This window comes from Microcystis sp. M165S2 (assembly GCF_020245885.1).
Lineage (GTDB): Bacteria > Cyanobacteriota > Cyanobacteriia > Cyanobacteriales > Microcystaceae > Microcystis.
Genome location: NZ_JADBTZ010000268.1, coordinates 1 through 7069, shown reverse-complemented (window position 1 = coordinate 7069; position 7069 = coordinate 1). Strand labels below are relative to the sequence as shown.

10 protein-coding genes are annotated in these 7069 nt (G+C 39.4%); 5 read left to right on the top strand and 5 right to left on the bottom strand.

Translation table 11 applies throughout. From position 1 onward, the window contains the following. Positions 1-476 precede the first annotated feature (476 nt). The 3 genes from IM479_RS13335 to IM479_RS13325 are packed head-to-tail and all read left to right on the top strand — an operon-like array spanning position 477 to position 1914. Positions 477-869: a Mo-dependent nitrogenase C-terminal domain-containing protein gene (locus tag IM479_RS13335; protein ID WP_287685083.1), complete on the top strand. Its 393-nt coding sequence runs from the start codon at positions 477-479 to the stop codon at positions 867-869. Between the two features lie 30 nt (positions 870-899). Continuing rightward, on the top strand, positions 900-1658 hold the full coding sequence (locus tag IM479_RS13330; RefSeq protein WP_147068835.1) for a hypothetical protein: 759 nt from the start codon (positions 900-902) through the stop codon (positions 1656-1658). 4 nt (positions 1659-1662) lie between these two features. After that, entirely contained in the window at positions 1663-1914 is a 252-nt protein-coding gene (locus tag IM479_RS13325) for a hypothetical protein (RefSeq protein WP_002798004.1), read from the top strand. A 42-nt stretch (positions 1915-1956) separates the two neighbouring features. Here the strand turns inward: IM479_RS13325 and IM479_RS13320 are convergent, their stop codons facing one another. The 5 genes from IM479_RS13320 to IM479_RS13300 all read right to left on the bottom strand — a co-directional run bounded on the left by IM479_RS13320 (position 1957) and on the right by IM479_RS13300 (position 5404). Then, complete coding sequence (locus IM479_RS13320; protein ID WP_287685082.1) at positions 1957-2364, bottom strand: hypothetical protein; 408 nt, start codon at positions 2362-2364, stop codon at positions 1957-1959. Further along, positions 2364-4307, bottom strand: a complete 1944-nt coding sequence (locus IM479_RS13315) for an AAA family ATPase (protein WP_287685081.1) — start codon at positions 4305-4307, stop codon at positions 2364-2366. The genes IM479_RS13320 and IM479_RS13315 overlap by 1 nt, the downstream gene beginning before the upstream one ends. A 9-nt stretch (positions 4308-4316) precedes the next feature. Then, complete coding sequence (locus tag IM479_RS13310) at positions 4317-4484, bottom strand: hypothetical protein (RefSeq protein ID WP_287078449.1); 168 nt, start codon at positions 4482-4484, stop codon at positions 4317-4319. Between the two features lie 216 nt (positions 4485-4700). Next, positions 4701-4976 carry a helicase-related protein gene (locus IM479_RS13305; protein WP_287685085.1) on the bottom strand — a complete coding sequence of 92 codons (276 nt, stop codon included), beginning with the start codon at positions 4974-4976 and terminating at the stop codon, positions 4701-4703. 101 nt (positions 4977-5077) lie between these two features. After that, positions 5078-5404, bottom strand: a complete 327-nt coding sequence (locus IM479_RS13300; protein WP_287685080.1) for a hypothetical protein — start codon at positions 5402-5404, stop codon at positions 5078-5080. A gap of 135 nt (positions 5405-5539) precedes the next feature. Here IM479_RS13300 and IM479_RS13295 point away from each other — a divergent pair, with 135 nt between their 5' ends. Together IM479_RS13295 and IM479_RS13290 are read left to right on the top strand one after the other, a co-directional pair. Beyond that, positions 5540-6241 (top strand): 16S rRNA (uracil(1498)-N(3))-methyltransferase, encoded by a 702-nt coding sequence (locus tag IM479_RS13295; RefSeq protein ID WP_287685079.1) that lies wholly within the window; start codon positions 5540-5542, stop codon positions 6239-6241. Between the two features lie 15 nt (positions 6242-6256). After that, positions 6257-6931, top strand: a complete 675-nt coding sequence (locus IM479_RS13290) for a hypothetical protein (RefSeq protein WP_287685078.1) — start codon at positions 6257-6259, stop codon at positions 6929-6931. Positions 6932-7069 lie beyond the last annotated feature (138 nt).

Here is a 7069-nt window from a genome sequence, read left to right as displayed (position 1 = left end):
TTCCCACACCCTCCACCCCACACCCCACTCCCCACACCCCACACCCCACACCCCACACCCCACCCGTTGGATTGCGTATCTTTGACAAAAGCGGGTGCTATTTTATACCCCGAAAAAATGTACTATGCTGACGTGAAAAAACCTGAGTTTTTGCTAACCTAGAAATAGCTCTAATCAGAGCCAATATCTTTGGACGAAGCTTAGAGATTAATCTAGATAAACTCACTCGTGACGTTATCTATTGTCCTCTGTTGCCTATTCGCTTTCAATAGATTCTGTCTAGTTCACTCCTATCATTCGGCGAGATAATTCTGTCTCGTCATCGCTAGAATGCTACTCCCGCATCTGGGCTGCTGGTGCGATAAGCCACATCTGTTATCCCAGAGATGTTATTGTTAAAGCGGTCAAATGTCTGAACGTCCTAGAGGATTTTCGGGAAAGATTGTTCGCCCTCTCGTAATCTCAGATAGAACCTTATGAGTCAATCAATAGAAGGTAAAGCCATGACCAATGCTGATGTATCAGATTATACCACAAATAAAATAATTTTGTCTAATTGGATTGCCCCTTGGTCGAAAGGCAATCGGAAAAACCCGTCACCGCAACCAAAATGGGATTTATGGCAACCCCTGCGGCAACGAATTGATCGCCTAGAGATTAATACACCTGCACTAGCCCATCAGATTTGTCGTCTAATTCCGGCTCAATGTCCCTTTGCGCGGAAAATTACCCTATTTAGCCGGACAATTCTAGAGATTCCGCCCCTTTGCAAGCTAAATCCCCTCTACGAAAACCTAATGATGTTAAGATTTCGCGCTCTTTCTTACCTAGCCGATGAATGTGGAGAGGATATCGGTGCTTACTGCTAGAATGGGTGAGTGTCTTTAATCGCCACACCTATGGCCATCATCGCTCTGAAAGCTTGGTATCTGGACAAATACGAACCTATCCGCGAGGTTGTCAAACGTCCCCACGACTTGCGCTTAAGTCGCAATAGTCTCTTAAAATCGGGTTTAAGGGCCGATTTTCTCGATGATAGTCTGACGATACAGGGTTCTGTCTGGTTCCAACGCTATCTAGAAGGGGAAAGGGTGGAATTTTACCTCGAAGGTAGTGGCGGTTACGTCATCTCGAATATTGACCTGATTTCCCAAGAAATTTACTTTACTAAACAGGACCTAAGCGCTTGGTTGGATCCCGTCATTTATTTTAGCTCCCAAAGCCAATTTAAGGACTCTAGCACCGCTTTAAAAACAATTTTGACCGAAACCGTCGAAAATCTCAATAAACGCTCCCGTTTGCCCTTAACCATCGAAGAAACGCCCCGAACTGAGGGCAATGTCACTAGATTGAGTGATAGTCAATTACGCAAAATTCGCAAAAGTTTATTATTTATTGCCGATGCTACGGCGATTAGCCAAAAGGAAACGGAATTACTGCCCAGTCCCCTAGTGGGTGTAGAATTAGGTTATGCGATCGCTTGTAAACAGGGCGGACAAATTCTGCTAACCTATCAAAATCGAGCGGAATTAAAGGGTAAACTAGCTTTTGACCTGCCAAGCTACCAAAAATTAATTTTCTCGGATCTTAGCGAATTGCGTCTCACTTTTCCGCCTTTAATGGCAACTTTATTACAAAAATTCAATCTGATTAGTTAAAAAAATGAGTAGAAAAGCTGACGAGTACGCCGTACATTTGTTCTTAAGCAGTGGACATCGCGAGGAAGTCCGTTTTTTGACTATCCAAGAATTTCAAAAGTGGTACAGCAACGAATTAGTTCCGAAAGCCGATTCCCAGGATTTTATCAATGTTCCGATCAGAAATATCCAAGGGGAATATATGGTTTTACGTCCGGCTAGTATCATTGCTATTCGCGTGGAACCCGTCTTTTTTGGCAGTGTGGAAAGAATCTAATTTGACGTTATCCCTCAAAAAGATAGTTAGAGCCAGAGAATTTCAGAGATTATTGATAATTCTCTCAATATCAGCTTGAATTTGATGGCTGACTTTGCCTTGCCAGCGTTCTTTTAATTCCCTTAATCCCACTTCTGCGTATTGACAGATCTTATCTAAAACTTCTTTGCCATCGCTGGGTTGAGGATAGGAATTCTTTTTACAGATAATATAAATTCCTGCGGTTAAAGCTAAAATAACTTCTGGATCGATTTGGCTAATAGTAATTAAATCCTGTCGATTATTTAAGGTTATTCCGTAGATACTGAAGTCTTCTTTAATGGCAAAAGCAGCGGCGAATAAATAAGCATCTACCATGCGCTCAAAAGTTTTATTATCTTTTAGTATCTGTAGATAATTTCTGGAAGTTTCCGAGGCATAAATCTTCAAACTGGGATCGATTCTCTGCATTAGTAACTCTCCGTCACTTCAATCACGGAAGCATCTTCATCGACAGCTAAACGGTGAATTTTTAAAATATCAGCAGTGTGGGGACGTAAGAGATTTAAAAGTGGATCAGGTAGATCGCGATCCGTGGCTAAAATAATTACTTGGGAGTTTAAATTAGGGAGAGAGTTAATAATATTTTTTTGATGTTCTTCATCTAAATGTCCGAAAGGTGTATCCATAATCAGAGGAACACAAGTATCAGTTATTTGATTTAAACCGGTGATAAAAGCAAAAGCTAAAGCTTCCTTTTCTCCTGCACTTAAGACATCGGGATGTAATAATTTTCCTGTGATGGTACGGATTCCTAAAGTGTATTCGGGAGTGATTTCTACTCCTCTATATTCCTCCGGTTTGTTGGTTACTTGTAAATAGCGATCGCTGGTTGCTTGATTAATCATTTTTTGGGAATTGTCGATATGCCATTCGATTAATTCGTTAGTGGCATTTTTTAAACCTCTGGCCATTTTAACCTGATTAGATAACATCAATGTTGTCTGATTTTCACTAGCTAAAATTTCCACTTCTTTGCGTAAATTTTCTAATTGCTTTTCTTTGATTTCAATTTCCTTTTGCAAGCGTTCGACACTTTCTTCAATCACCTTAACTTTTCGTTCCGATTCGTCAACTTTTCGCCAAATCTCCCTCACCGAGTCTTGATCTATTCCCGTGGTTTCCTGTTTTAGCTGTCTAATATGTTGATTAATTTCTTCGATTTCTTCTTCTAAACGATCTCTTTGTAAAAGTAATTGACTATAGTTGCTAAATTTAGCATTATCTCGCATAATTCCCTGTAAATCAATTCTAATTTGGTCTTTTTCTATTCTGGTAGCGTTGTCCACTTCTAAGGACTCTAGTTCGGCAATTTGTTGAAGGATAAAGTTCCGAGAATTTTTATCTAAACAACGACCACATAGACAGCTTTCATCGTCAAGTATTGCTTTTAAAATTACTGTAGAATTAGTTTTATAAGTGCTTTTTAAGCTAGTAACTTGCAAATCATCGACCATTTCCTGTACAAAGTTAATCAGCAAAGGTATCGAAGCTTTTTTTAACCAAGAATCAATAGACTTTTGCTGGTTATTTAACTGAGTTTGTAAACCGATACGCTTTTTCTCTAAGTTATGAATTTCCTCTAATTTTTCTCGTAAACTTTCAATCTGAGCGGCTTTTTCTTGAGCGTCTTGGTAGATAATTATAGCATCTTTTTCGCTATTTCTGGCATTTTTAAGCTGACCTTTTTTAAGATCAATGTCTTCTTCTAATTCTCGCATCTGTTGCATTTTATTCCTAAAAACTTGACTGGTTCCTTCTGCCTTATTAAGACGGTTTTCTAATTCTTGTAAGGCTTTTTCTGTATCATCGCGCAGATTTCTTAATTCAGGGATACCCAAAACTTTTTCAATTGCTTCTTTTGCTTCTTTAGTTTGAGTTATCTGGGTATATTGTTCGATTTTTAAGCCATCAAAACAGAAAAAATCTCGAATTGACTTAGGAAGTAATGCTTCGATATATTCCCTAGAGTTACTTCCTTTCATGGTTCCATCTTCATAAAATAATGCTTCCTCTACGCTGGGATAAAAAGTGCTACCATTACCTTTTAATTTCGCTGTGCGACTGATAAAGTAATTTTTCTCGTTTTTAATAAAATTTAATTCTACCCGCATTTCTATTGCCGGTGAAGAATCTCCCTTACCTCGATAAAAATAGGTTTTCAGAGTCTCTTTAGATACAATATCTACCCCATAGAGACACCATAAAATCGCCGTCATCAGAGAAGTTTTACCGTGGCCATTATTACCGAAGATAATCTGAATTTTTCTGTCGGGATGCAGGTTAAAAGTAATATTTTGACTAGGGTAACATTTCCAATTAGTTAAGCGAATTTGTTTCAGTCTCAAAGTCATAGAGTTTATTTATTGTGAGGAGTCGGTATATTTTTCGATAAGTTTGACAATTTTAGGTGATAGCCGCCGATTTTTTAGAGTAATTTTTGCTACTTCTAAAGCCATGGCTTCCTTTAGCAGTTGGGGAGGTATATCATATTTTTGTGCCAGTTCTTGAATTTTAGCAGTTATGTCCATAAATTTTCTGTGGGTTGGGGAGTGGGGATTGTCAAGTCTTAATTCTTATTTGCCAAGAGATACCTTGATGATGAGAAATTTTATAACAGACCTGAGTAGGTAAGGCCATAGTAACTTAATGCTTGGACTAATTTGTTGATAACTGCAGCTTGATTGCTGGCTGCCCCGGCAAAATCAATAACTCTTTTGATCTCCGATGCAATTAATTTTACCTCACTATCGTCCCCAGGGGGAAAGACATCGCCGATTAAAGTTGCTTTTTTCTTGGCCACCGGCTGCTGGGATAATTCTGCTGCGACGTTGAATAAATTGACGGGGAGAACTGTCGGCAGCGAGGATAATTCCCTGACTGACTTGTGGGATATCAACTCCCTCATCGAGACATTTTACTGCCACTAATGCGTCAAGATTTCCCGAAGATAACTGTGATAATAACATAACTCGATCGCTGTCTAAGTAACTATAGCGGGCGACTCTTTTTCCCTGACGCACCAATCGGGTACTAATCTAAACAAGGTAGATAAAATTTGTCAATGACATTATGTTAATTACTGTGATATTCTTCTAATAATTTTAATTGTTGTAGTGGCAATTTAAATTCCTCCTCGATCTCGTTTTAAATCATAAATAACTTTTTCATAACACCAGCTTTTACTGCGTTGGGGATTTCTCAATCTAATATTTAAAAGCAATCGAGTCGCTAAAGCTTTATCTCCATTCACGAGGGTTAAAAGTTCTCTTTCTAGGTAGAAAAGTTGATTCTGACTGATTGGCAACTTTTGACGATTATTTTTAGAAGTAGATCTTTTCGCTTGAGTGCTAGATAAAGATACGGTATCGACTAACCACCAGATAACTACAGCTAACCCCAATAACAGCACTCCCATAAAAGAGTATAAAACGATGCCTAGTAAATTCATTCATCAATTCCCGTATTTGTTAATGATCAAGGTTTTCAGTCAATCTACTCTCAACCTTATACAAAAATACCATAAAAGCTAAAATATATAGTTGACAGTGATCCTGACCACAATAGCAATATAGAATAAACCGCCTTGTATTACCGTCTTCTTCTCGATTTTAATACCCTAGAAAACGGGTTAATTGCCTTAACATCCGAACAAAGTCATTATCTTAAAAAAGTTGTTCGTTTAAAATCCCATGACCATTTTATTGCCCTAAATGGACAAGGACAAGCGTGGTTAGCAGAAATAATTGATAATTCGGCCTATCTTTTAGAAGCGATAAACGAAACCACCGAACTACCAGTACAAGTGAATTTAATGGTAGCAATTCCCAAAAATGGCTTTGATGATATCGTTCGCGCTGCCACCGAATTAGGAGTTTATCGGATTATTCCCCTGCTGACAGAACGCAGTTTAGTTAATCCTAGTCCTCAAAAAATCGACCGTTGGCGAAAAATTGCCCGAGAAGCTGTAGAACAATCAGAAAGACAGATTATTCCTATTATCGAAGAACCACAACCATTTTTAGCCATCCTTAACCAGGGAGCTAACCCAGGGACAACTTGTTATATTGGTGTTACCCGTAGAACAGTGGACCCGCTACTTTCTCAATTGCAAACATCAACCGAGATAACCATTGCCATCGGACCGGAAGGGGGATGGACGGAGGCAGAAATAGAACAAGCGATCGCTGCTGATTTTCTACCTGTATCACTGGGAAAACGGATTTTGAGAACAATTACCGCTCCCTTAGTAGCTCTCGCTATCATTAACGCCTATTTAGACAGCTAATTGACCGGAGTTTCTATGTTCAAAGAAATTGCTGAAGCGCTCGACCGTCAAGACTATCAAACTGCCACCCGTCTTGTCAACGACTTCCAGACCCGAGAAAACGATAACCCCTGGCTGAAATTCTACCAAGCGCGTTTAAACGAAATCACGGGAGAAATCACCCTAGCAGGGCAAGAATACCGAAAAATGTTGCTATTAACCGCTAATACTCAACTTATCGCCCAAATTCGTCAAGGAATCGCCCGCTTAGAAGCGATTGAACAGGTGGAAGTTGAACAGCAACAACAACAGCGACAGGCTGCCCTCGAAAAAGCCAAAACCAACCCCAGTAATCGAGAAATGGGGCTTTTAATTCTTGAACCGGTGGCTAACGCAGAAAAACAGCCCTTAGCTCTAAAATTTGCCCAAATATTTAAAATAGATGCCTATAGCGCCCGCTTACACATCCCTAGTCGTTCGTGGCGCTTGTATCGAGTCGGGGCAATGGCAGAATTAGCAATATATGTTCACGACTTGCAAAAAGAAGGAATTCCCTGTTTTTGCCAGCCAATTAAAGGGATTAATCAGCCTAGGGTCTATTTAGCTCGGTATTTCCAGGCTATCCAACCAGAAGCCACCTTAGTCTATCAATCTTCCCACGACCTAACCGCAAGTATTGTAAAGTTTCAATACAAATATAGTCAGATTTAGCCAGCCATGGTAATATGTGAACACGAAACTATCAGACTAGGCAAAAAAAACAGGAATAAGTTATCGAACGGCTTGGAGGTGGTGGAAACAAGGGAATTTAACAGGCTATCAATTGCCTTCCGGTACAATTATCACAAC

Bases quoted from the DNA above. Each gene is read 5' to 3' on its own strand.
- IM479_RS13335 (WP_287685083.1), top strand. From the start codon at position 477: ATGAGTCAATCAATAGAAGGTAAAGCCATGACCAATGCTGATGTATCA.
- IM479_RS13330 (WP_147068835.1), top strand. From the start codon at position 900: ATGGCCATCATCGCTCTGAAAGCTTGGTATCTGGACAAATACGAACCT.
- IM479_RS13325 (WP_002798004.1), top strand. From the start codon at position 1,663: ATGAGTAGAAAAGCTGACGAGTACGCCGTACATTTGTTCTTAAGCAGT.
- IM479_RS13320 (WP_287685082.1), bottom strand. From the start codon at position 2,364: ATGCAGAGAATCGATCCCAGTTTGAAGATTTATGCCTCGGAAACTTCC.
- IM479_RS13315 (WP_287685081.1), bottom strand. From the start codon at position 4,307: ATGACTTTGAGACTGAAACAAATTCGCTTAACTAATTGGAAATGTTAC.
- IM479_RS13310 (WP_287078449.1), bottom strand. From the start codon at position 4,484: ATGGACATAACTGCTAAAATTCAAGAACTGGCACAAAAATATGATATA.
- IM479_RS13300 (WP_287685080.1), bottom strand. From the start codon at position 5,404: ATGAATTTACTAGGCATCGTTTTATACTCTTTTATGGGAGTGCTGTTA.
- IM479_RS13290 (WP_287685078.1), top strand. From the start codon at position 6,257: ATGTTCAAAGAAATTGCTGAAGCGCTCGACCGTCAAGACTATCAAACT.